The sequence below is a fragment of the Arthrobacter sp. MSA 4-2 genome (genome assembly GCF_016405885.1).
GTDB lineage: Bacteria > Actinomycetota > Actinomycetes > Actinomycetales > Micrococcaceae > Arthrobacter_D.
In genome coordinates, this window is record NZ_JAEKGC010000016.1 from 1 (window position 1) to 22,052 (window position 22,052).

Consider the following 22,052-nt stretch of genomic DNA (forward strand, 5'->3'; position numbering starts at 1 on the left):
GCCAAGGAACAGGGCCTGTGGCACGACCCGTCCACCGAGATCCGGTTCTCCGAATACCTCGAACTCGACCTCTCCACCGTGGTGCCCTCCATCGCCGGGCCCAAGCGCCCCCAGGACCGGGTCGCCCTGACCGAATCCAAGAACCAGTTCCGTGAAGACCTGGCCCACTACTCGGACGACCCGCACCTCGCCGAATCCCCGGCGGGAACCGTCGATGAAGCCTCCGAGCTCAGCTTCCCGGCCTCCGACGCCCCCAGCTACAGCGCGGACAGCCACTCCCACGTTGACGAGAACGCCAAGCCGCGGGAAACCGTCTCGGCCCACGCAAGCCAGGAGACGCGGCCTTCGAAGAAGGTCAGCGTCAGCATGAAGGACGGGCGCGAGTTCGAGCTTGACCACGGTGCGGTCAGCATTGCGTCGATCACCTCCTGCACCAACACCTCAAACCCTTCCGTCATGCTCGCCGCCGCCGTGTTGGCACGCAACGCCGTGGAAAAGGGCCTGAGCTCCAAGCCGTGGGTGAAGACCTCCGTCGCCCCGGGCTCGAAGGTCGTCACCGACTACTACGAGAAGTCAGGCCTCATTCCCTACCTCGAGAAGCTCGGCTTCTTTATCGTCGGGTACGGCTGCGCCACCTGCATCGGCAACTCCGGTCCGCTCGAGGACGAGATTTCCAAGGCCATCCAGGACAACGACCTCGCCGTGACGGCTGTGCTTTCGGGTAACCGGAACTTCGAGGGTCGGATCAACCCGGACGTGAAGATGAACTACCTGGCCTCCCCGCCGCTGGTGGTCGCCTACGCCCTGGCCGGCACCATGGACTTCGACTTCGACAACCAGCCCCTGGGCCAGGACAGCGACGGCAACGACGTGTTCCTCAAGGACATCTGGCCCAACCCCGTCGAGGTGCAGTCCGTCATCGACTCCTCGATCAATGAGGAGATGTTCACCTCGAGCTACGGGTCGATCTTCGAGGGCGACGAGCGCTGGCAGTCCTTGCCGACGCCCGCCGGCGCCACCTTCGCCTGGGATCCTGAGTCCACCTACGTGCGGAAGCCGCCATACTTCGAGGGCATGACCCCCCAGGCAGAGCCGGTCTCCGACATCGACGGCGCCCGCGTCCTGCTCAAGCTCGGCGATTCGGTCACCACCGACCACATCAGCCCGGCGGGCTCCTTCAAGTCCGACACCCCGGCCGGACGTTACCTGCTCGAGCACGGGGTGGAGCGAAAGGACTTCAACTCCTACGGTTCCCGCCGCGGCAACCACGAGGTGATGATCCGCGGCACCTTCGCGAACATCCGCATCAAGAACCAGCTGCTGGACGGCGTCGAGGGTGGCTTCACCCGCGACTTCAGCCAGCCCGATGCGCCGCAGGCAGCGGTTTACGACGCTGCGGAGAACTACAAGGCGGCGGGGATTCCCTTGGTCGTCCTGGCCGGCAAGGAATACGGCTCCGGCTCATCCCGTGACTGGGCGGCCAAGGGCACCGCGCTGCTGGGCGTGAAGGCGGTCATCGCCGAGAGCTACGAGCGGATCCACCGCTCCAACCTCATCGGCATGGGCGTGCTTCCCCTTCAGTACCCGCAGGGCGAGAACGCCGAGAGCCTTGGGCTGACCGGTACCGAGACGTTCTCGGTGAGCGGTGTGACCGAGCTGAACGAGGGTCGGACGCCGCGCACCGTCACGGTGACGGCGACACCCGCCGACGGCGGCACGCCGGTTTCCTTCGACGCCGTCCTCCGCATCGACACCCCGGGCGAGGCCGACTACTACCGCAACGGAGGCATCCTGCAGTACGTCCTCCGGCAGCTGGTGGGCTGACCCGGCCCCGTGACCGAGTCCACGGACGTGTCAGCGAAAGTTGACGGCGAGGCGATCTTCCGGGTCCTCCGGGGGGAGATCCTCGCCGGGGTCCACCCGCCGGGCACCGCCCTGCGCGAAGTGGTCATCTCCGAGCGGTTCGGCGTCTCCCGCACTCCGGTGCGGGAGGCGCTCAGCCGGCTCCAGCACGAGCGGCTCCTGGAGCGTGCGGCGCGTGGGCTCCAGGTGCCCCAGATCGACCCGCAGGAGGTCATCCAGATCTACGACCTCCGGGTGATGCTCGAGGAGGAAGCCGCGGGCCAGGCCGCATCAGAGCGCCGGTCGGCCGATGTGATCCGCCTCGAGGCGCTCGTCGAGCGGGATAAGGCCCTGTCCGACCCAGACGACCAGACCCGGATCAACCTCAACCAGGAGTTCCACGTGGCGCTGTGGGCGGCCTCCCACAACCCGGTGCTCACCGACCTGCTGGCGAGGCTCTCGACGCACCTGATCCACACCCCGCGCTCCACCCTCTCCGTCGGCAACCGCTGGCAGGAGTCGCTGGACGAGCACGAGGCGCTGGTGTGCGCCGTGGCCGACCGCCGGGCCGAGGACGCCCGGCGGATCGCCCGCACCCACATGGAGACGGCCCGCGCCCTGCGGCTTGCGCTCCTGCGGACCTCGGCGGCCGGCTAGTGGGTCCGACCCGGTTGCTGCTCGACGTCGACACCGGCATCGACGACGCGGTGGCGCTGCTCTACCTGTGTGCTGTGCCCGAGGTCCGCCTCGAAGGCATCACCTGCACCGCCGGAAATGTCGGTGCGGCGCAGGTTGCGGCGAACAACCTCGCCCTCCTCGAACTCGCAGGGCGGAGCGGGGTCGAGGTGGCCATCGGCAGCGAGGTTCCCCTCGTGGTGCCGCTGGTGACGACCGAGGAAACCCACGGGGACCAGGGGGTCGGCTACGCCGTGCTTCCGGCCGCCCGGCAGCAGGTTTCCGACCGCTCCGCGGTGGAGGTATGGGTGGAAGCGGCCCGGGCGAACCCTGGGGAGATCACGGGGCTGATCACCGGGCCGCTGACCAACTTTGCCCTCGCGCTGCGCGCCGAGCCGCGGCTGCCGATGCTCCTGAAGGGCCTGGTGATCATGGGCGGGGCGTTCAACTACCCCGGCAATACGACGCCGGTCGCTGAATGGAACATCCATGTCGATCCGCATGCGGCCAAGGAGGTCTTCGCGGCCTACCGCGGCCTGCCGCCGGACCGGCTGCCGGTGGTGTGCGCCCTCGAGTCGACCGAGCGGATCGAATGCCGTCCGGAGCACCTCGACCGGCTGTCGCGCTCCGCCGGCGCCGGCGGAGAGCTGCTCAGCCCCGACGACCCCGAAGTGCTGCGCAGCAGCAATCCCAACCGGATCATCGCCTGCGTCTCGGATGCGCTGCGCTTCTACATGGAGTTCCACCGCCGGTACGACCAGGGCTACCTCGCCCACCTCCACGACCTCTTCGCCGCAATGGTCGCCACGGGTGAGGCGACCGCCACCACCCGGCCCGCTACGGTCGACGTCGAAACGGACTCGCCCCTGACGTTCGGGCAGACCGTCGGTGACTTCGCCGGGTTCTGGAAGCAGCCGCCCAACGCCCGGGTGGTGACCGCGAACGAGCCGGAAAAGGTCTTCGAGACCCTCATCGCCCGCCTCGCCCGGCTGGCCGCAGAGCGGGGCTGACCCGCCCCGGATCCTGCAGGTACACTTAGCTACTGCCCGCACCGCCGCGGGCCGCGCCGAGGTGACATGAGGTGCATGCCCCCGCCCCCGCGCGCCCGAGGACTGCAATGAGCTCACCCCTGACCCTTCCCGCGACGAAGGCCGCGCGCCCCCGGACCGCCCTGGTCGCCGTCGGCGCCGCCCTGATCGCCGCCACGTACCTGTACCTCGTGCTGGTGCAGCCCGCGGAGATCGCCGAGGGGATCGGCGGAACCTCCTCGCTGATCACCCTGTTCGGCTTCCTCGGCGGCGGCGCCCTGCTGGTGGCGGGGATCCTGCCCTCCCTGAGCACGAGTTCCCTCGTCCTAATGCCGCTGGGCATCGCCCTCAATATCGCGATCGGGCAGACAGCGGGCAGCCTGGGGCTGCAGATCTACCTCGACGCCATCGGCACTGTCCTCGTCGCGGTCCTCGCCGGTCCGGCCGCCGGTGCGGCCACCGGGGCGCTGAGCAACGCCATCTGGGGTCTGTTCAACCCGCTGGCGCTGCCCTTCGCGGCCGGAGCGGCCCTCATCGGGCTGCTGGCCGGCACCGCCGCACGGTACGGCATGTTCCGGCGGGTCTACCTGGCACCGGTTGCCGGGCTCGTCGTCGGTGCCGTCGGCGGACTGGTGGCGGCCCCGGTGGCCGCCTTCATGTTCGGCGCGGCGGGCACGGTGGGCACCAACGCCCTCGTTGCCGCCTTCCGCGCCGTGGGGGACTCGCTGCTGGTCGCCGCCACGAAGCAGGGACTGACCTCGGACACTCTCGACAAGCTCGTCGTCTTCACCCTGGTGGCCCTTCTTGCCTACGCCTTGCCGCGCCGCTCGCGGGCCCAGTTCCCCTTCCTCCGGCGGTACGGGGTCCTCGCCGGGAGGACCGGGTCGGCCACCGGACGGTAATCCGGTGCCCCGGCGACGCGTCTTCAACCCGCTGACCGAACTCCTCGCTGCGGCGCTGCTGGTGGTGCTGGTCCTGGTGGTGAACACTTGGCAGTTCTCACTCGCCGTCCTCGTTGTCGTCGTGGTGCCCGGCGTGCTCCTTTCGGGTAAACCGCGGCAGATCGCCCTGGCCATCGCGGTGGCCGCCGGTCCGCTGCTGATCTCCTCGTTCCTTCTGCACGGCCTGTTCTTCCCCGAGGGAACCACGGTCCTCGCAGAGTGGGGCCCTGCCCGCGTCACCGCCGAGGGGCTGCAGTTCGCCGCGTTGACCGGGCTGAGGCTCGCCGTTTTCACCGGGGTGCTCCTCACCGCGGCCCTGACCGTAAGCATTCCCGAACTGGTCTCCACCCTCACCCACCGCGGCTGGAACCGCAGGCTCGTCTTCGTCGTGGGCTCGGCGGTGGGGCTGTTGCCGCACGTCGCCGAACGGGCCCGCCAGATCACCCGGGCCCAGCAGGCGCGCGGGCTGGTGGTGGGCGGCAGCCTCCCCTCCCGGGTGCGCGGTCTCCTGATGGTCAGCGTTCCCCTCGTCACCGGCCTGCTGATTGACGCCGCCGAGCGGACCCAACTGCTCGAGTCCCGGGGGTTCTCCTCCCCGGGACCCCGCACCAGCTACCTTCCCGATACCGATACGGCGGGTCAGCGCACCGCGAGGTGGCTGATGGCCGCCGGGGTGCTCGGGTTCGGCTGCGCCTGGTACGCGGTGGGGGCAGGCCGGTGATCCGTCTCGAGTGTTCAAGCTACGCGTACGACGGCGGTCCCGTCGTCCTTTCCGGCGTGGATCTCGCCGTGGAACCCGGAGCCCTGGTGCACGTCGTCGGGCCGTCGGGGTCGGGAAAAACCACCCTCGCACGCCTGCTGGCAGGGCAGACCGGGGCGGGGAGCGGCGCCCAGTTCCGCGGTGCGCTGACCCTCGGAGGGGACAGGCTGGGATTCTCGGGCAGCCCTGAGGATCCGCGGATCGACCCCGCCGCGTGGAGTTCCACCGTGGCGTATGCGGCGCAGCGGACCGAGGGCCAGCTCTCCATGATGTCGGCCACGGTCGCGGAGGAGATCGCCTTCGGACCGGCGAACCGGGGCATGCCCGCCGGGGAACTGCGGGCGGCCGTGCAGGCCACCGCCGCCCGGCTCGGGCTGACGGACCTCCTGAACCGGGATCCCCGCCGGCTCTCCGGCGGCCAGCTCCGTCGCACGATCATCGCGGCGGCCGTCGTCGGGAACCCCCGGGTGCTGATCCTCGACGAGCCCTTCCAGGGGCTCGATGCCGGCTCCCGGGCCGAGGTGGCCCGGACCCTTGAGGTCCTGCGCGCTGCGGGCACCGCCCTGTTGATCTGCGCCCCGATGCTCCCCGGGTCGGCACCGCAGCACTCCAGGGTCCTGGCGCTGGTGAGCGGCCGGCCCGTGTTCGACGGCACCCTCGCGCAGGCGTGGACGGCGGGGCTTGAGCGGTACGCCATCGGCACCGAAGGGTCGGCCCCGGACGTGCGGCGGGACCCCCCGCAGGGATGTGCAGCCCCGGTGGCGGCCTCGGACGTGCGGCAGGACTCGACCGGGGGGCCGCTCACCGAGCTCGCCGGAGTCTCCTTCTCCTACCGCAGGGAGGGCACCAGCGGGCAGGCCGAGGTTCTGCGGGGCGTCGATCTGAGGGTCGACCCGGGCGACATCGTCGGCCTGACGGGAGCGAACGGCTCGGGCAAGTCGACGCTCCTGCAGCACCTGAACGGGCTGCTGAGGGCGTCGTCGGGCACGGTGACCGTCGCGGGGCGGCTGCTGGGGCGCCGCACCGCCACCGGGCGGCTGGCCGGTGCGGTGGGATTCCTGTTCCAAGACACCGACCAGCAGCTCTTCGAACGGACCGTGCTGCGCGAGGTGGCCTACGGGCCCACAGCGGCCGGAGCCGGCCGGGAGGGAGCCCAGGAGCGGGCGCGGACGGCACTGGCGGCCGTTGGGCTTGGACACGCCGCCGGAGAACACCCGTACGAGCTGGGGTTCGTTGAGCGCCGGCTGGTGGCGTTTGCGTCCCTGATCGCCTCGGAACCGTCGGTGTGGGTACTCGACGAGCCGACCGCCGGCCTTGACCTGCGGGGACGGAACCGGGTGGGGGAGCTGCTCCTCGGCCACGCCGCGGCAGGCGGTGCGGTGATACTTGCCACCCACGACGGGGCGTTCGCCGATGCCTTGTGCACCCGGATCCTTGAGCTGAAGGACGGCAGGATCCTTTCCGGCGGGGCCCGCCGGGGCGCGGACGGGGCGTAGGGTTGCCGGATGGAACGCCCCGACGCCCCCTCTGGCCTGAACGCCGGTCCGTCCGGCGCGCCCGCCCCCGCCGCCCAACGGAGCGGGAGTCCTGCCGAAGGTAGTGGAGACTCCAGCGACGGCCAAGCCGTCGCCCGGCGCCGCACCGTGGTCTTGGGAACGCCGGGGCAAGGCGCGGAACTGGCGGTCTTCGAATACGGCAGGGAGCCGGGACCGGGCGTTCCTACCCTGGTGCTGGTGCACGGCTACCCCGACGACCACCGCGTGTACCTCCCGGTCATCGCCCTGCTGGCTCCGACCCACCACCTCGTCGCCGTCGATACCCGCAACGCCGGCCGATCGGTGGCCGTTTCGGGGGACTACCGGATCTCCGCCCTGGTGGATGACCTCTTCGCGGTGCTCGACGCCGTCGGCGTTCCCGGGGTACACCTGGTCGGCCACGACTGGGGCTCCATCCAGGGCTGGACGGCGGTGACCGATCCCCGCTCCGAGGGGAGAATCGCCCGCTTCACGAGCATCTCGGGGCCAGACCTCGGGCATTTCCGCCGCTGGACCCGCAGCCGCCTCCGGACGCCGGGCCGCTGGCCCGAACTCGCCGGGCAACTGCTGCGCAGCTGGTACATCGGGGCCTTCCAGCTGCCGGTCCTCCCCGAACTCTTCTGGCAGGTGGCGCTGCGCCGGCGCTATGAGCGTTCGGCGCGGCGCCGGGTGGGAGCCGATCCCATCCGGGGCCTCGCCCTGTACCGGGCGCTGCGCTCGCCCTCAGGGCTCGGGCCGCGGCTGCCGGCCGTGACGGTGCCGGTCCACGTGGTCGTGCCGGTGAAGGACCCATTCCTGTCCCCGGCGCTGGTCGAGGGACTCGGCGGGTGGGTGGAGCACCTGAGGGTGACAAGGGTTGACGCCGGGCACTGGTGGCCGGAGACCCGGGCCGCCGAATTCGCCGACCTGCTCCGCCGGGAGCCGTAGGAGCGGCCCTGCGGGGTCAGGACAGGGTGAGCCGGTGCCAGGACCGCAGGGTGAGGCCCGCTGCAAGAGCGCCTAGCGGCAGCGACAGCAACACCTGGACCGCTGTCGTGGCGTCGGTGCCGGCGCCGCGCTGGCTCGCCCACAGCCCGGGAGCGGAGAAGGGGAACCAGCCGCCGACCCCCACCATTGCCGCCAGCTGCGCCAGGACGACGATGACGATCACCGCGCCGATCGAGGCGAGGTAGCCCCGGCCCAGGGTGGCGGCCCACGCACAGGGCAGGGCCAGGAGGGCCGTGGCGGCGGTGATCAACAGGAACTTGGCCGCCAGGGCAGGAATCCCCGGATCGCCCGGGTTTCCGGCCGTTCCGGTGAGGAGCCCGGCCGCGACCAGGGTGAAGGTCAGTGCGACGGCGACCGCGCCGGACCAGGCGAGGATCAGCAGCAGTTTCGCGGCGGCCGTGGCCGTCCGGGAGACCGCCGCAAGGAAGAGAGAACCGATGGTGCCGTCGGTGAACTCCCTGCCGAACACCCATCCGGCGACGACCCCGAAACCCAGGAGACCGCCGACGGCACTGATGGTGGCGGCCCCGGCGAAGAACCCCTCCCAGCCGCCGGCACCGACGACGCCCTCGGCCTTGACCGCCAGCAGCGGGTTGGCGCCGTCCAGGGAGAGCACCGACGCCACCGTCATCACCGGTACGCCGAGGACGAGGAAGACGCTCGTGAACACCACGGGGCGGGCGCGGCGGAACTTGAGCCACTCGGCGGCGAGGGCAGCCCTGAGCTGTGCCGGACCGGTCACTGCCCGATCCCGGAGTCGGCGTAAATCATGTCGAAGAAGCGCCGCTCGAGGTCCATGGCGTCAGGCGGCAGGCTGCCGATGATGCGTCCCGCGTTCAGGACACTGATGCGGTCGGCGACCCGCGCCACCTCGTCGAGATGGTGGCTCGAGACGAGCACCGCTGCGCCGCGCGTGTGGGCGCGGTCCAGCAGCATCCGGCGCACGATCATGACCCCGGCAGGGTCGAGCGCGTTCGTTGGCTCGTCGAGGAGAATCGTGCCCGGCGAGGCGGTTAAGGCCGCCGCAAGGCCAAGGCGCTGCTTATTGCCCAGGGACAGCCTGCGGCCCTGCGTGTGTTCCCACTTCGTGAGCGCGAATTCCCCGATGAGCTCAAGGGCCGCGGCGCGGGCACGCTCCGGCGGCAGCCCGGCCAGCCTCCCGGCCAGCGTCAGATTCTGCAGGACGGTGAGTTCCGGATACGCAAGGGGATGTTCAAGCAGGTAGCCCACGCCGGCGCGTTCGCCCGATGACAGCCTCGAGGGCTCGCGGCCTGCCACCAGGACCGATCCTCCGTCGGGCCGGAGCATGCCCAGGAACAGGCGCATCAGGGTGGTCTTGCCTGCTCCATTGAGGCCCACAAGGGCATGAATTTCGCCCCCGCGCACCTCGAGGCTGACCCGCTCCAGGACCGGCTCGCCACCGAACCGCTTGGACGCGCCGGCGCACTGCAGGCGGGCGGCGCCAACCGCCGGTCCGGCGGCGTCGTGCAGTTCCTCCTCCACCGCCACCTCCTTCCGCCCGGGGACCGCAGCGGAGCCTCGGCCCGCCTGCGTTCATTGTGGACGCTGCGGCCGGGGCTGGAAAGCTCAGGCCTCGAGCAGGCCCCGGATGTCCTCGGCGGTGAGCGCCGAGCTGAACACGGCGTCGTCGTCCATGACGGAGTTGAAAAGCTGGGCCTTCTGCTCCTTGAGCTTCATCACCTTCTCCTCGATGGTGCCCTTGGAGACCATCCGGTAGACCATGACGTTCTTCGTCTGCCCGATCCGGTGGGTCCGGTCGACCGCCTGCGCCTCGCTGGCCGGGTTCCACCAGGGGTCCAGGAGGAAGCAGTAGTCGGCCTCGGTCAGGTTGAGGCCGAAACCACCGGCCTTCAGGCTGATCAGGAACACCGGCGCCGAACCCTCCTTGAACCTGTCGATCACCTCTCCCCGGCTGCGCGTCGAGCCGTCGAGATAGGCGTACTCGATCCCGCGGGCCTCGAGCTGTTGGGCGGCCTTCTTCAGGTAGGAGGTGAACTGGCTGAACACCAGGGCGCGGTGGCCCTCGGCAAGGACGTCCTCGAGCTGTTCGAAGAGCACATCAAGCTTGGCCGAGGGAACATCCGCGTGGTCGGGGTCAACGAGGGAGGCGTCGAGGCTCAGCATGCGGAGCAGCGTCAGCGACCGGAACACGATCATGCGGTTGCTGTTGAGGTCATCGATGAGGCCCAGCAGCTTCTGCCGTTCCCGCTGGAGGTAGGTCGAATAGATGTGGCGGTGCTCCGGGGTGAGCTCGACCTCGAGGACCTGCTCCTGCTTCGGCGGCAGGTCGGAGGCGACGGCCTCCTTGGTGCGGCGCATCATCAGGGGGCGGATGCGCCGGCGCAGCCGCGCCAGCGGTCGGTTGTCGCCGATCTTCTCGATGGGTGTGCGGTAGTCCTCGGTGAACCGGCGAGCCGAGGGGAACAGCCCGGGGGCGACGATATTGAACATCGCCCACAGTTCCATCAGGTTGTTCTCCATGGGCGTGCCCGTGATCGCCAGCTTGAAGGGTGCGGCGAAGTCCTTGGCGGCCTGGTGGACCTTCGAGGTGCGGTTCTTGACGAACTGCGCCTCATCGAGGATCAGCCCGGCCCACTCGGTTTCCGAGTACGCGTCAAGGTCGAGCCGGAACAGGGTGTAGGAGGTCACGACGACGTCGGCGCCGCGCACCTGCTCGCGGATCGGCACCCCGGAGGCGCCCTGGGTGTCGGTGATGCCGACGACGTGGAGCCCGGGGGTGAAGCGGTGGGTCTCGTTGATCCAGTTCGGCACCACGGAGGTCGGCGCCACGATGAGGAAGGGCGCGTGCGGCCCGCCGGTTTCATGGGCGTGCTGGATCAGGGTCAGGGCCTGAAGGGTCTTACCGAGGCCCATGTCGTCAGCGAGCACACCACCGAGCTGATGCCGCCAGAGGAAGGCGAGCCAGTTGAAGCCTTCCTTCTGGTAGGGCCGCAGTTCGGCCTTGACCCCCAGGGGAAGCTCGACCGGTGCCAGGTCGGGAAGCTCGAGCAGCCCGGCGACGGCGTTCCGCCAGGACTCGGCCTGCTCCGTCTCATCGGCAAGGTCTTCGAACTCGGCCCACAGCCCGGCCTGGTAACGGCTGATCTGGAACCCGGTCTCCCACTCCGTGAGGCCGCGTGCCTCCTCGATGAGTTCGCGCAGCTGGTCGAAGACGGGCTGCTGGAGGGACAGGTAGCTGTTGTCGACGAGCTTGAGCTTCGTCCGGCCCTGCGCCAGGGCGCGGAAGATGTGGTCGAAGGGAATCTTGCGCCCGCTGACCGTCACCATCACGCCCAGGTCGAACCAGTCCCGGTCCTCCGTCTCGACGGTGCTGATGACCAGCTGCGGGGTCTCGGTCAGGTGCTCGTAGTCGGGTTTCTCCCCGACGACGTCGACCTCGAGGCCCGGTTCGGCCTCGATCCGCGGCAGCACCGACTCGGTGAACTCCACGGCCTGCATGTCTTCGAGGGTGGTCTTCCGCAGCGGCAGCGGGCTGAGCAGGGCCCGGGCGGCCGCCTCCAGGACGTCCTCGGCGTCGGGGTCGCGGTAGCCGTCAGCGGCGGCCGGGCCGCCGCCCAGGGGGTGGCGCTGCGCGGCGGTGCCGAAGTTGTACCGGAAGTCCCAGGAGAGGGTCACCGCGCCGTCGGGCCGGTAGGCGGTGGTGAGGACGAGCGCCGGCGGCTGGACCTCGGGCAGGTCCACGCTTCCATCGCTGCTGGCCACCTTGAGCGACCGGCTGAGGCGGGGGTAGTACTCCTCAAGGAAGATTGATGTCTCCCCAGCCGGGATGAGGACCGGGCGGGCGCGGCGGAGCAGTTCAAGGTCCTGCCCGCTGAGCTTCTTGCCGGTCGGGGCGAGGGTGATTGTCGTGTCCGGCGCCACCGTGTAGATCCCGTGGTCGCTGATGACGTGGGCGGTCTCCGGCGGGTGGATCCGCCCATCGATCTCCAGGACGGGGGAGAGCTGCACTGCGGCGTCGGCCGTCGCCGTCGCGTCGAGGCGCAGGGTGGCCCGGTGGGCGAGGACGACGGTTACCGACTTCTTCGATCCGACGAACTCGATGCCGAGCCGCCCGGCTTCCTCGAGGAGGTGCCAGAGCAGGGGATTGCTGAAGTCGTCGAGGTACAGCCACGAGTCGTTATTGCCGAAGTAGTTGACGCCGGTGCCCCGGTGCAGGGCAGGGAACTGGGAGAACCAGCGGTGCTGGTCCGGGTCGAGCCGCAAACCGTAGGTCTGGTAGCTGATGCTTCCCCACGAGAGGTTGTTCTTGACCCACTTGCCCTTGGAGTTCTGGCTCACGGGCCGGACCCCCAGCCGGGCATTGAGGGTGCGCAGGCCCTGCCGGTCGGCGGCCGATCCCCAGCGCTGGACCGCCACCTCGGGGGTGCGCACCTCGAACTGCAGACCCAGTGGCGTCGTCGGCGCTGCGGGAACCTCGGCGGTGCCCGGGGCCGGGGCGAGCAGTTCGCTCAGCGAGGCCTGCCAGCCCGCCGCCGGCCGCGGAGGCGGCGGTGCCGCAGAGGTCTCCTGGCGGGCCAGGAGGTGCTCGGTGTTGCTCTGGAGGGCGGTGGCGGCAACATGCTTGCAGTCCGAGCCGACCGGGCAGCTGCAGAAGTTTTCGAGCGGACGGAAGCGGCCGTCACCCTTGAGGCCGAGGCGCAGCTTGGTGCGGTACTCGGTGGGCGCGCTTCCCCGCACCCGGCCGGTGAGGATCTTCGCGCTCGCGTCCCAGGCGAGGGAACTGACGGCGCCGTCCTTGGCATAGACCTGTCCGCGTTGGAACGAGGCACCGCCCACGATGCGGATGATGTCGGTGACATCGATCAGGGGGTGGGACGAAGAGGGCATACTTTCATGCTCTCACGCGGCGGCTGCGCACCGTGCCCGGGAGGCGGTGCTGTCCGCTGTCGGCCATACCGTCCGCCGGGCGGAACTCCAACCGGCGGGGACCGGCCGGGTTCCGGTACCCGGTGCACCGGTGCAGCACGTAAGGTACGAAAGGGGCTGTCCGACGTCTTCCTGAGAAAGGGTGCCGGTGTTCGAAGCGCCGAGTTTTATCTACGCTGCCGCCGGGCTCGCGGTTTTTGCCGCCGCCCTGCTGCCCCGCCTCCTGATGCGGGCGCCCATCTCCATGCCCATGGTGTTCCTTGGGGCCGGGGTGCTTGCGTTCTCCCTGATCGAAACGCTGCCCACCCCCGACCCTGTGGCCCACGGTGACTTCACCACGCACCTCGCCGAGGTCTGCGTCATCATCTCCCTCATGGGTGCAGGGCTCGCCCTGGACCGCAGGGTGGGCAGGAAGCGGTGGGCCACCACCTGGCGCCTGCTGGGCATCGCCATGCCGCTGTGCATTGTGGGTCTGATGCTCCTCGGCCTCTGGGTGCTGGGCCTGGGAATCGCCGCGGCGCTTCTTGTCGCCGCGGCCCTCGCACCCACCGACCCGGTGCTCGCCTCGGAGGTACAGGTGGGCGAACCGTCCGAATCGGAGGAGGATCTCGGCGGCGAGGACGAGGTGCGCTTCGGGCTCACCTCCGAGGCGGGCCTCAACGACGGTCTTGCCTTCCCCTTCGTCTATCTCGCGATCGCCATCAGCCTCGTGGGGGCGGCACCCGGCGCGTGGTTCCCCGAGTGGATCGCGCTGGACGTGGCGTGGCGCCTGGGCATCGGCTGCCTCTTCGGGTTCGGCATGGGCAAGCTGCTTGGACGGTTGTTCTTCTCGGCCCGGATCGAAACCGTCCGGCTGGCGAACCACTCCGAAGGGTTCGTGGCGCTGGCGGCGACCTTCCTGACCTACGGCCTCACCGAACTCGCCGAGGGGTACGGCTTCATCGCCGTCTTCGTCTGCGCCGTCACCATCCGCGCTGCTGAGCAGACAAGCGGCTACCACGGTATCCTTCACAGCTACATCGAGCAGCTCGAACGGCTGCTCACGGTTGTGGTGCTCGTCCTCCTCGGGGGAGCCATCTCCCGCGGCCTGCTGATGGGCCTCACCTGGCGGGAGATCCTCGTCGCGGTCCTGTTCCTCCTCGTGATCCGTCCCGTTGCCGCCTGGGTCAGCCTCGCCCGCGGACGCACCGGGCTCTGGGAGCGGGGCGTACTTTCATTCTTCGGTGTCCGCGGCATCGGCTCGATCTACTACCTGGGGTACGCGCTGTCGAAGGGAGAATTCGACGCCGAGGAAGCCTCGCTGTGGCGGATCGTGGCGCTGGTGATCTGCATGTCCATCGTGCTTCACGGAATGACCGCCGCCCCGGTGATCAATGCGCTCGACCGTGCGCGCAAACGCAAGGCGGTGCGGGTCAGCGGCGACGAGGGACAGGCGCCAAAAACGCCGATCTAGTCCGCCGGGTCAGAGGGCGCCCGAAATAAGTGGCCCGTTTCTGCCGTTGCCTACTGCATACCCGGTCCGGTGATGGCCGGGACGCGAGATAGCACAGCGCGCCACTTCTGGGAAGGCTTTTCTCTTGATCTCTGTTCCTTTGTCCATCCTCGACCTGGCACACATCCCGAGGGGAGGCACGGCTGCCGGAAGCCTCGCCTCGAGCGTGCGGCTGGCGCAGAGCGCGGAGAAGTGGGGGTACCGGAGGATCTGGTACGCCGAGCACCACAACCTGAGCAGCATCGCCTCCTCCGCGACAAGCGTGCTGATCGCCCACGTCGCCGCGGCCACCACCAGCATCCGGTTGGGATCCGGCGGAATCATGCTGCCGAACCATTCACCCCTGACGATCGCCGAACAGTTCGGGACCCTCGAGACGCTCCACCCGGGCCGGATCGACCTCGGCCTGGGCCGCGCACCGGGAAGTGACGGGAACACGATGCGGGCCCTGCGCCGCGATCCCGCCGCCGCCGACACATTCCCGCAGGACGTCCTCGAACTCCAGGGCTACCTCTCCGGTGATACGCGCATCCCGGGAGTCCACGCCACGCCCGGACGCGGGACGAACGTTCCCCTGTACATCCTTGGATCCTCGCTGTTCGGGGCGGGCCTCGCCGCGGCACTTGGGCTGCCCTACGCATTCGCCTCCCACTTCGCCCCGGCGGCGCTCCGGGAGGCTGTGGCGTTGTACCGGCGGGAATTTCAGCCCTCCGCCCAGCTCGAGCAGCCCCACGTCATCGCCGGCCTCAATGTTCTTGCGGCCGATACCGAGGATGAGGCGCAGGACCAGTTCCGAGAGGGCCAGCGGAGGATGGCCGAGCTGCTGCTCGGCCGCGGCCGTGCCTTCACCCCGGAGGAGGCCGATGCGCTCCTTGCCTCTCCGGGAGGCCAGCAGGTGGCGCAGATGTTCACCTACTCGGCCGTGGGGACCCCGCCCCAGGTGCAGGACTACCTCGAAGGCTTCACCAAGCACGCCGATGCCGATGAACTGATTATCGCCACGAGGGCGAGTTCCGAAGCGGCCTGGCTGCGCTCTTTCGAGCTGGTTGCAGGCCTTGCGCGGCCGGTGGCCGCCTGAGGCCCAAATATTTATAGAGAAGGTTTCGATTCCTGCTTGCCATCACCCATGGTGGTGCTGTTAGGTTGGTAACGGTTGTAGTGTTGCGCATTTGTATTTCACGTGGTGTAGCTCCTCGGGGCCCACGCCGCATCTCTGAAAGAGCGGACAAGCACGCCGCGACTGGGGCTTTCCGAAAGTCGGAAGGCGTCTGAATTTCAGAAGGATAAACAAAAATGGCAACAGGTACCGTGAAGTGGTTCAACGCTGAAAAGGGCTTCGGCTTCATCGCCCCCGACGACGGAAGCGCAGATGTGTTCGCACACTTCTCCGCCATCAATGCCAGCGGCTACCGCTCGCTTGATGAGAACCAGAAGGTTAGCTTCGACACCGAGCAGGGCCCCAAGGGTCCCCAGGCGTCAAACATCCAGCCTCTCTAAGGTCCGGATCTAAGGCAGGGCGGGATTTTCCCGCCCTGCCTTTGTTTAACCCCTTTTCGGGTCCGAGGTGCCGGATTGAGCGTCGAAGATGCCTAGGGCCCGGCTCAGGCCCCGCCGGCGCACAGGCCAATGAACGCGCCGAGCTCCTCGAGCGCCTGCGGACGCGGGGGGACGTGATGGGTGAGCCCCGGCGCGCGGACGATCACGGCACGCCACTGCCCCCGTGACACTGCCACGTTGATGCGGTTGCGGCTGAGCAGGAACTCAATTCCCCGGGGCGCCTCGGCGGCACTCGAGCAGGCCATTGACACGATCACGACGGCCGCCTCCTGGCCCTGGAACTTATCCACCGTTCCCACCCGCACCCCCGGGTAGCCCGCGGCGTCGAGCGTGGTCCGGATCAGCTGGACCTGCGCGTTGTAGGCAGCGACGACGAGGAGGTCCGCCTCCCGCAGGGGCCGCGCTCCGGCGCCCTCGCCCGGGGTCCAGTCCCGGCCGAGGTGCCGCACGACCTGCGCGAGCACCTCCGCCGCCTCCTCCGGGGAGAAGGTACTCCGCCGCTCGGTGTGCTCCACCAGGACGCATTCGACGCCCGGGGCGAGTCCGTCGAGGTTCCGGAGTGCGGCCGACGGCGTGGATTCGAGCCGTCGATCGTAGGAGAGCCGGGAGACAAAGGCGCACAGCGCCGGATGCATCCGCCAGCTGTCGGCGAGGAAATACCCGAACCGCCCGGGGAGCGTCGCGTGCCCGTCGGAAAGCCAGCCGAGGGCCGATTCGTGAACCGGTTCGGGGTGGCTGCCCTGGGTGACCTGGGGGAGCTGCTGCGGATCGCCGAGCAGCAGCAGCCGCCGGGCCGAGCGTGCCACCGCGAGCGTGTTGGCAAGGGAGAACTGGCCGGCCTCATCGATGACCAGGAGGTCGAGCGAGCCCGCCGGAACCTTGCTGCCGGTCATCGTCCAGGCCGTGCCGCCGACCAGACAGCCGGCGCCCTCCTGGAGCAACGCGGCGACGCCGTCGTCGGTGGTGTTCGGCCAGGGAGCAGCGGGATCCGCCGTCTTCTTCGCGACCCTCTCCGGGGGCACCCCGGCCCGGAGCGCGGCTCTCAGCAGGTTTTCGACGACGGCGTGGGACTGGGCGACGACGCCGACCTTCCAGCCGCCGGCGACGAGCCGGGTGATCACCGCCGCGCCAACGAAGGTCTTCCCGGTTCCCGGCGGTCCCTGGACGGCCAGGTAGGACGAGTCGAGCCGTTCGACCGCCGCGGTGATGGCGTCGGCATACCCGGTGGGCCCGGGAAGGGCCGGAGGGAGCACACCGCTGGTCAGCCGCGGTGGAGTCCTGCGGAGCAGGTCAAGGCCGGGCCCGTGGGGGAGATCGGGAAGGGTCGAGCCGGCCTCGGCGGCCACGGCCAGCAGGGCCGCCTCAATGGAGGGAGTGCGGATGGGCTGGTCCGGGGCCAGCGCCGCGGGCAGGAACGGGTGGGCGGGCGCGCCGGCCCGCAGCCGTTCCTCGAGGAGGATCACGTCCTTCCCACCGTCGGTTCCGGCAGTGAGCACCTTCGCGCCGAACCACCCGCCCCGCCCCGAGTCCGCGGAGTCGACCCCATTGGGCAGGGGCTCCTCGTACACGCTGAACCAGGTCGAGTCCTTCCGGAAGTCCGAACCCTCGGGAAGGACCCCGGTGAGGCGGAGGGTCCGGGAGAGGGAGCGGGCGCGCGGGGTGCGCAGCGCCCAGTCCGTCTCCACCTCGACGGACTCGGGAAGGAACATGTCCCGGGCCTGCGTCCAGTTCTCGGGCGGGGTGGCGAGCCGGTCGAAGTGCTCCCACCAGAACTGCTTGCGCTCGCGCCGGTGATAGCCCACGGCCGCCGCCACCATCGCCACGGCGCGATCATCCGGACCCTGCGCTGCCGCCGGGAGGGAGCCGAGGTACGCCAGCAGCTGCGCCTCCTCCGGCTGCGGCTCGGATGCAGTGCGCTCGCGTTCCGGCGGGTCCGCCGAAGCGGGCCCGATCCCGCGTTCGCCGGCCCGCTCGAGGAGCCAGTTGCGCAGGTGCAGGGTGGAGCGGCAGTCGTACTCGTTGTAGTCCCGGATGCCGGCGAGCAGTTCGGCGGCCCGAGCATCGTCACCGGCGTCGCGGGCCGCGCAGTACTCGGAGTAGGCGACGACTGAGGCCCCGGCGTCGGTGATCGCTCCGGTTCGGAGGTCGGCCCCCATATAGAGGGGTTCGAGGGCCTTGATGCTGTAGGACTTCTCCGAGATGCGCAGGCTGCGCCGAACGACTTCGTAGAGGTCGATCAGCACGCCCTCGCGCAGCAGGGTGTCCACCGCGTCCTCCCCGAGAATGTGGGTCATCGACAGCCGGCGCAGGGCGCTCTTCTCATAGGCCGCGTAGTGGTAGATGTGGAGGCCTGGATATCGTGCGCGGCGCTCGGCGACATAGTCGAGGAAGCTGCTGAAGGCCGTCCGCTCTTCCGCCCGCGAGTGGGCCCAGAACGCCCGGAACGGCGGCTTTGAACCGGCCTCCCGGGCATTCTCGACGACGCCGAAAAGGTACTCGATCCCCCAGGATCCCGTTCCAGGGTCCTGCCACAGCGGGTCCCCCTCGAAGTCGAAGAAGATGTCCCCCTCGTCGGGCGGGGGCAGCAGGCCCAGGGCGTGGCCGGGCAGGACCTTGTACCCAAGGCGCCGGGACCTGCCGTCGGCACCGGTGTAGTCGACGCCGCCGTCGGCCTGCTCAATGCCCGTCTGCATCCGGGCCTGGTCGCGCAGCCGCGCGAGGGCCGGGGCGCCGCCGGCCGCTTCGCTCGCCGCAAGCTGGTCGATCGTGGAGATGCCTGCTTTCCGCAGTTCGGCGCGCTGTGCGAGGCTCAGGTTCGCCACGAGCAGCAGATCCCGCGTGAACTCCACCATCTGCTGGCAGTAGTCGCACCGGCCGCAGGCGGTATGGCCCGGGCCGTCCCATTCGACGGGGTGGGGCTGGGCGCGGTGCGCCGCCAGGAGGTCAAGGAATCGTGCCCGGCGTTCCCGGTAGACCGGGATGAGATCGTCGAGGCTGTGGACGCTTGACGTGCTGTCGCCGAGGACGAGGGTCACCTGGGGCGCCGGGGTGAGCCCGGCGCGCAGCAGCTGGTCGCCGTAGGCTGCAAGCTGCAGCAGGGCGCCGACCTTCGCGTGCCGGGCGAGCTTGGTGTCCCACACCGCATAGCCCTCACCGGTGTGCACCAGGAAGTCGGAGCGGCCGTGGAACACTCCGTCGAAGAAGGAGGCCTGGAACACGACCCCGGCCCCGGCGCGCAGGGCACCCAACGATTCCTCATGCTTCGCCGTCAGGGTGGCGCGGTCCATGGTGGCCGCCGGAACCACCTCGTACACGCCGCCCGGGTTTCCGGGGGAGTACGTGCCGAGTTCGGCGGTGAACTTCTCGAGGACCCGGTGCTCGTGCACATCGCCCAGGGCCGCGGCGCGCTGAAGCATCTCATCGGCGGCGAAGGTGGCCGGCGGAGTGCGGCCGAGTTTCTCATCGAGGATCCGCAGGACGCGGTACTCGCACTCGGCGGCGTTGACAAGGTCGCTCGCCGAGAACACGAGGTCGGCCCCGGCGTCCGGTGCGGCGTTTTCAAGCAGGAACACTGGGCCTCCCGGCGGCTGGGCGATCAGCAACAATCTACCAAGGGGGATGCGGTAGCGTGGAAGGGCCTGTTTACCCTTCGGATGTTGCCGGCCCCGAGGCGCTGCCACCAGCAGTTGCGGTGCGCCTGCCGCCCTTTACCGGCTCCGCCCGAACGTCCACTTTCTTTGGAGATCCATGAATCCGCTCACCCTGTTTCGGACCGTCGCCGTGGCCGAGGCTCTCACCTGGGCGTTCCTGCTCACCGCCATGTTCTTCAAGTACGTCACCCGAAGCACCGAAGCGCTTGTGCCGCCGGCCGGCGGGATTCACGGGTTCGTGTTCCTCTGCTTCGTCGCGACCACAGTGTTCGTCTGGATCAATTCGAAGTGGTCATGGCGGATGGGCTTGTTAGGACTGGTCTCAGCCGTGGTGCCCTTCGCCACCATCCCCTTCGAACTGATGGCTCAGCGCCGGGGGATGCTCAGCGGCCCGTGGCGCCTCCGCCCGGGCGGGGAGGCACCCGGGAACCCCGTCGAGACGGCTCAGGCCTGGGTGCTGCGCAGCCCCGTGCTCGCCGCGGCGCTCGCCGTCGTCGGCATCGGGGTCGTCTTCACGCTGCTGCTGATCGCCGGTCCGCCCGTCGCGGCGGGCTGAGGCGCACCCCGTCCGGTGCCGGTGCGGGTGCGCCTCCGTCTTACCGGCCGACCAGCCCGGGGTGGTGCAGTTCGGCGACGTCCGGGTGGGCCCGCAGGCGCCCCTTGAGGACGTTTTTTCCGTAGGAGGAGAGCATCGGGTTCTCAGGATCATCGGTGACGCCGGTCGCTGCCGCCGCGAGCTCCGCGGGAAGCGATACCGGTTCGATGACGGCGTCAAGCCGGGGAGACCAGAAGAACGGGACCGCGTACCGGTCCACTCCGGGCGGAGGAGATGCCACCCGATGGATAGTGGCGGCGAGGTACCCCTGGGTGGCTACTTCGAGCATCTCCCCGAGGTTGACGACGAGCGCACCGGGAATCGGTTCGACCGGCACCCACTCGGAGCGTCCCCGGGGAAGCACCTCAAGCCCGCCCACCTCGTCCTGGAGCAGGAGGGTGACAAACCCGTAGTCGGCGTGGGAGCCGACGCCCTGGCCTCCGGCTCCGCCGTCGCCGCCAACGTAGTGGACAAGCTTCGCCATCCAGGCCGGCGTGCCTTCGAAGGGTTCGGCGAAGTGGTCCTCGGGGAGGCCCAGGGCCACGGAGAGGGCGCTGAGAAGCTCGGCCCCCACGGTAGAGAGCAGTTCCGCCCAGGCCATCGCTGAACGTTCAAGTTCGGGAAGGGCCTCGGAGGGCCACTGGTTGGGCCCCTGGAGCAACCAGTACGGCTGGTCCGCGGGATAGCTCTCGAGGGGCGCGCGGTCCGGCGAGAAGTCGATCTGTTCGCGGGCATCGGGCCTGCCGCGGGTGATTTCGGTGCCCAGCCGGGCGTAGCCCCGGAAGTGGGGAGACCGCCGGTTGTCGAGCCGCAGGCGCTCCTCAAGCGGCAGGTCGAAGAACCGGCGGGCCACCGACAACAGGTCCTCCGCCTGGGTGGCGGAGGCTCCGTAGTTGGTCACCTGGAAGAAGCCGACGGTGTGCGCTGCGTCGCGGAGCCGGTCGATGAACCGGGGATCGAAGGAACCATCGGGGCGGCGGGCCGTGCCGAGGTCGAAGACGGGGATTGTGCTTGAAACCATGCCGGGAGACTACGCCTGGTGCGGGCCCGGCCGTGCGCCCGGGTTACGTTTCGTGTCGCCGGGCCACTCAGAGGCCGGCCAGCCGAAGGAGGACCGCAAGGCCCTGGGGGCTCCCAGGCCAGTGGCGCTCAACGGCCCCGGCGCCGGCGCGGCGGACGGTCAGCCGAAGGACGAAGGCGACCAGGAGGACGTCGTCGGCATAGCCGATGACGGGGAGGAAATCCGGAACCAGGTCGATCGGGAGCAGCAGATACGCAAGGAGCAGCAGGAGCGCCGCGCGCACGCCGGCGGGGACCGCCCGGTCGGCGGCGAGGCGCCGCAGCAGGCGGAGCAGGTCGGGCAGGAACCGCAGGGCGTCGGTCATGGTGAGGGCCTCGGGGTGGGCCCGGGCATACACGGCAAGGCCGAGGAGCAGCAGCGCGTAGATCCCGAGCGCCCCAGCCAACCAGCCAAGGACAACCGTTCCGTCCATGAACCTCCTGTCGGGGGATAAATCCCTGCTGCCTCAAATGCAACATGCGTATCTTCCCACTGGTGAATCTGCGGGCTATAGTTCTCATGCCGCCTTACACAGATCGCATCGATGGGGGAACCTTCCACGCGGACTCGGGCCGGTTCGCAGTTCTATTCGCGAGGTGCAGCACCTCAACCGCTTTTCCCTGGAAGGAATTTCTCCGATGTCCCAGTATGCGCACCAGAGCAGGCCCGCGTATCCCAGCGAGCAGCCCTTCGGCGGCGGAGCCCAGTTCTACCGCGGGGCAGGTACGCCGGCGGACTCGCTGGCCGGCAAGAAACACATGCAGCTCTCCCTGGCCTTCGGGTTCCTGAGCTTCTTCCTTCCCATCGTCTTTGTGCCCCTGGCCCTGATCCAGGCGGGCAGGGCCGAGCGGTTGGGCGAACCCTCCACCGCGGGCAAGATCCTCGCCTGGACGGCCGTCGGCTACTGGGTCCTCTGGACGATCTATATGTTCCTCATCTACGCCTTCATCGCCAGCCAGCTTCCGATGCTCCTGGAATCGGTACCTCCGGTGTACGGTCCGCCGGCCTAGCCGCCGGCCCCA

18 protein-coding genes are annotated in these 22,052 nt (G+C 69.5%); 12 read left to right on the forward strand and 6 right to left on the reverse strand.

Annotated features, from left to right (window positions below):
• From acnA to I6N91_RS15580, 7 genes are all read left to right on the forward strand, one after another.
• A partial coding sequence (gene acnA / locus I6N91_RS15550; RefSeq protein ID WP_198814064.1) for an aconitate hydratase AcnA occupies positions 1 to 1,824 on the forward strand: 1,824 nt, incomplete at its 5' end.
• Between the two features lie 9 nt (positions 1,825 to 1,833).
• The gene (locus tag I6N91_RS17265) at positions 1,834 to 2,499 is read left to right on the forward strand and encodes a GntR family transcriptional regulator (RefSeq protein WP_198814065.1); all 666 of its coding nucleotides are present in this window, start codon (positions 1,834 to 1,836) and stop codon (positions 2,497 to 2,499) included.
• Positions 2,499 to 3,527, forward strand: coding sequence for a nucleoside hydrolase (locus tag I6N91_RS15560; RefSeq protein WP_307843388.1), 1,029 nt, complete (start codon positions 2,499 to 2,501; stop codon positions 3,525 to 3,527). Before I6N91_RS17265 ends, I6N91_RS15560 begins: the two co-directional genes overlap by 1 nt.
• A gap of 107 nt (positions 3,528 to 3,634) precedes the next feature.
• A complete protein-coding gene (locus I6N91_RS15565; protein ID WP_198814066.1) occupies positions 3,635 to 4,447 on the forward strand; it encodes an ECF transporter S component in 813 nt (270 codons plus the stop codon).
• 4 nt (positions 4,448 to 4,451) lie between these two features.
• Positions 4,452 to 5,207 carry an energy-coupling factor transporter transmembrane component T gene (locus tag I6N91_RS15570; protein ID WP_198814067.1) on the forward strand — a complete coding sequence of 252 codons (756 nt, stop codon included), beginning with the start codon at positions 4,452 to 4,454 and terminating at the stop codon, positions 5,205 to 5,207.
• Positions 5,204 to 6,742: an ABC transporter ATP-binding protein gene (locus I6N91_RS15575; RefSeq protein WP_198814068.1), complete on the forward strand. Its 1,539-nt coding sequence runs from the start codon at positions 5,204 to 5,206 to the stop codon at positions 6,740 to 6,742. The genes I6N91_RS15570 and I6N91_RS15575 overlap by 4 nt, the downstream gene beginning before the upstream one ends.
• A gap of 9 nt (positions 6,743 to 6,751) precedes the next feature.
• Positions 6,752 to 7,708: an alpha/beta fold hydrolase gene (locus tag I6N91_RS15580; RefSeq protein WP_198814069.1), complete on the forward strand. Its 957-nt coding sequence runs from the start codon at positions 6,752 to 6,754 to the stop codon at positions 7,706 to 7,708.
• Between the two features lie 16 nt (positions 7,709 to 7,724).
• On the opposite strand, the gene I6N91_RS15585 is transcribed toward I6N91_RS15580, so the two are convergent.
• From I6N91_RS15585 to I6N91_RS15595, 3 genes are all read right to left on the reverse strand, one after another.
• A complete protein-coding gene (locus tag I6N91_RS15585) occupies positions 7,725 to 8,510 on the reverse strand; it encodes an ABC transporter permease (RefSeq protein WP_198814070.1) in 786 nt (261 codons plus the stop codon).
• Positions 8,507 to 9,271 (reverse strand): ABC transporter ATP-binding protein, encoded by a 765-nt coding sequence (locus I6N91_RS15590; RefSeq protein ID WP_307843389.1) that lies wholly within the window; start codon positions 9,269 to 9,271, stop codon positions 8,507 to 8,509. The genes I6N91_RS15585 and I6N91_RS15590 overlap by 4 nt, the downstream gene beginning before the upstream one ends.
• An 84-nt stretch (positions 9,272 to 9,355) precedes the next feature.
• Positions 9,356 to 12,637, reverse strand: a complete 3,282-nt coding sequence (locus tag I6N91_RS15595) for a DEAD/DEAH box helicase (RefSeq protein ID WP_198814072.1) — start codon at positions 12,635 to 12,637, stop codon at positions 9,356 to 9,358.
• 187 nt (positions 12,638 to 12,824) lie between these two features.
• Here I6N91_RS15595 and I6N91_RS15600 point away from each other — a divergent pair, with 187 nt between their 5' ends.
• The 3 genes from I6N91_RS15600 to I6N91_RS15610 all read left to right on the forward strand — a co-directional run bounded on the left by I6N91_RS15600 (position 12,825) and on the right by I6N91_RS15610 (position 15,665).
• A complete protein-coding gene (locus I6N91_RS15600; RefSeq protein WP_198814074.1) occupies positions 12,825 to 14,129 on the forward strand; it encodes a sodium:proton antiporter in 1,305 nt (434 codons plus the stop codon).
• Between the two features lie 127 nt (positions 14,130 to 14,256).
• The gene (locus I6N91_RS15605; protein ID WP_198814139.1) at positions 14,257 to 15,246 is read left to right on the forward strand and encodes an LLM class flavin-dependent oxidoreductase; all 990 of its coding nucleotides are present in this window, start codon (positions 14,257 to 14,259) and stop codon (positions 15,244 to 15,246) included.
• 215 nt (positions 15,247 to 15,461) lie between these two features.
• Positions 15,462 to 15,665 carry a cold-shock protein gene (locus tag I6N91_RS15610; protein ID WP_026533290.1) on the forward strand — a complete coding sequence of 68 codons (204 nt, stop codon included), beginning with the start codon at positions 15,462 to 15,464 and terminating at the stop codon, positions 15,663 to 15,665.
• 104 nt (positions 15,666 to 15,769) lie between these two features.
• Here I6N91_RS15610 and I6N91_RS15615 read toward each other — a convergent pair whose 3' ends face one another.
• Positions 15,770 to 19,297, reverse strand: coding sequence for a bifunctional RecB family nuclease/DEAD/DEAH box helicase (locus I6N91_RS15615; RefSeq protein WP_198814076.1), 3,528 nt, complete (start codon positions 19,295 to 19,297; stop codon positions 15,770 to 15,772).
• Between the two features lie 175 nt (positions 19,298 to 19,472).
• On the opposite strand from I6N91_RS15615, the gene I6N91_RS15620 reads away from it, so the two are divergent.
• Positions 19,473 to 19,931 (forward strand): DUF3817 domain-containing protein, encoded by a 459-nt coding sequence (locus I6N91_RS15620; RefSeq protein WP_198814078.1) that lies wholly within the window; start codon positions 19,473 to 19,475, stop codon positions 19,929 to 19,931.
• A gap of 40 nt (positions 19,932 to 19,971) precedes the next feature.
• Here I6N91_RS15620 and I6N91_RS15625 read toward each other — a convergent pair whose 3' ends face one another.
• Both I6N91_RS15625 and I6N91_RS15630 read right to left on the reverse strand, forming a co-directional pair.
• Positions 19,972 to 20,991, reverse strand: a complete 1,020-nt coding sequence (locus tag I6N91_RS15625; protein WP_198814080.1) for an isopenicillin N synthase family oxygenase — start codon at positions 20,989 to 20,991, stop codon at positions 19,972 to 19,974.
• A gap of 67 nt (positions 20,992 to 21,058) precedes the next feature.
• Positions 21,059 to 21,463, reverse strand: a complete 405-nt coding sequence (locus I6N91_RS15630; protein WP_198814082.1) for a YkvA family protein — start codon at positions 21,461 to 21,463, stop codon at positions 21,059 to 21,061.
• Positions 21,464 to 21,668: 205 nt separating this feature from the next.
• On the opposite strand from I6N91_RS15630, the gene I6N91_RS15635 reads away from it, so the two are divergent.
• The gene (locus tag I6N91_RS15635; protein WP_198814084.1) at positions 21,669 to 22,040 is read left to right on the forward strand and encodes a hypothetical protein; all 372 of its coding nucleotides are present in this window, start codon (positions 21,669 to 21,671) and stop codon (positions 22,038 to 22,040) included.
• Positions 22,041 to 22,052: the final 12 nt, after the last annotated feature.